The following is a 1,098-nucleotide window of genomic DNA, read 5'->3' as shown; positions in this document are numbered from 1 at the left end:
CGGCGGGACCGTCGACGCGTCGGTCCGCTACCGACCCGGCGACGGCTGGTCCGGCGACGCGGAGCTCGTGGGCGGCGCCTGGCACCCGCCGGACGTCCCCGCGGTGGCCGCCCTCCGCGACGTCGAGGCGACGGCGGACCTGGAGGGGGGCCTGCTCCGGGTGGACGCGTCGGGACGCGCCGACGCCGGCACCGTCCTGGCGAACGCCGACGTCGACCTGACGTTGCGCCGGGTCGCGGCGGAGGTCCGCGCGAGCGGCCGGCTCGAGGACGTCCTCCCCGCCGCGGTCCGCGACGCCCCCGCGGCGGCGCGACCTTCGGGGACGACGTTCGTCGCGCTGAGCGTCCGCGGGTGGCGCGACCTACGCCTCGACGCCGACGCGCGCCTGCAGGGCACGTGGGACGAGCGTCCGGCGACGCTCCGCGCGGACGGCGTGACGTTCCGCCCAGCCGACGGCTGGACCGGCACGCTCGACGGTCGGCTCCTCGGGGGCGACGTCGCGCTCGCCCTCGAGGGGCGCGGCGTCCCGCGCATCCGCGCGACGCTCGCCGGGGCCCGCGCCGCCGGAGCGACCCTGACCGGCGACGCCGACCTCCGCAGCGTCGCGCCGCTCGACGCCGCCTGGTCGCTCGACGTCGCCGGCGTCCCCGGCGGCCCGCTCGACGCGACCACCGCGTCGCTGCGCGGCCGGCACGACCCCGACGGCGCGACGCTGGAGGCGGACGTCGACGCCGAGGCGCTGCGGGGGACCGGCGCCTGGCGCCTCGCGCGTGACGGCGTCGAGGGGGGCGCCACGCTCCGCCTCGCCGGGGCCGACGCGGCGGGGGGCGACGGCCGGATCGAACTGCGGACCGACGGCCCGTGGGAGGCGCTCGGCGTCGCGGTCCGGACCGCTGCGGACGCCCCCTGGCGGCCGGCGTGGCGCGGCGTCCAGGCCGATGCGGACGTCCGCGGCGTCGTCCGCGCCGACCTGCGCGGGGCGACGCTTCACGCGCTCGACGGCGCCTGGGGGCCGCTCCGCCCGGCGCGCATCGGCGGCGGCGTCCGCCTCGCGCTCGCCCCGACGCCCCTCCGCGTCGGGGGGACGCCCGTGGGGCG

General features: G+C 81.7%; 1 protein-coding gene. It reads left to right on the top strand.

Annotated elements, in window-relative coordinates:
* Nucleotides 1–1,098: hypothetical protein (locus RI554_11665; GenBank protein ID MDR9392670.1), on the top strand; the 1,098-nt coding region annotated here is incomplete at both ends.

This window comes from Trueperaceae bacterium, from assembly GCA_031581195.1.
Lineage (GTDB): Bacteria > Deinococcota > Deinococci > Deinococcales > Trueperaceae > SLSQ01.
Note: the sequence above shows the minus strand (reverse complement) of the source record. Positions and strands in the feature narration are given on the sequence as shown.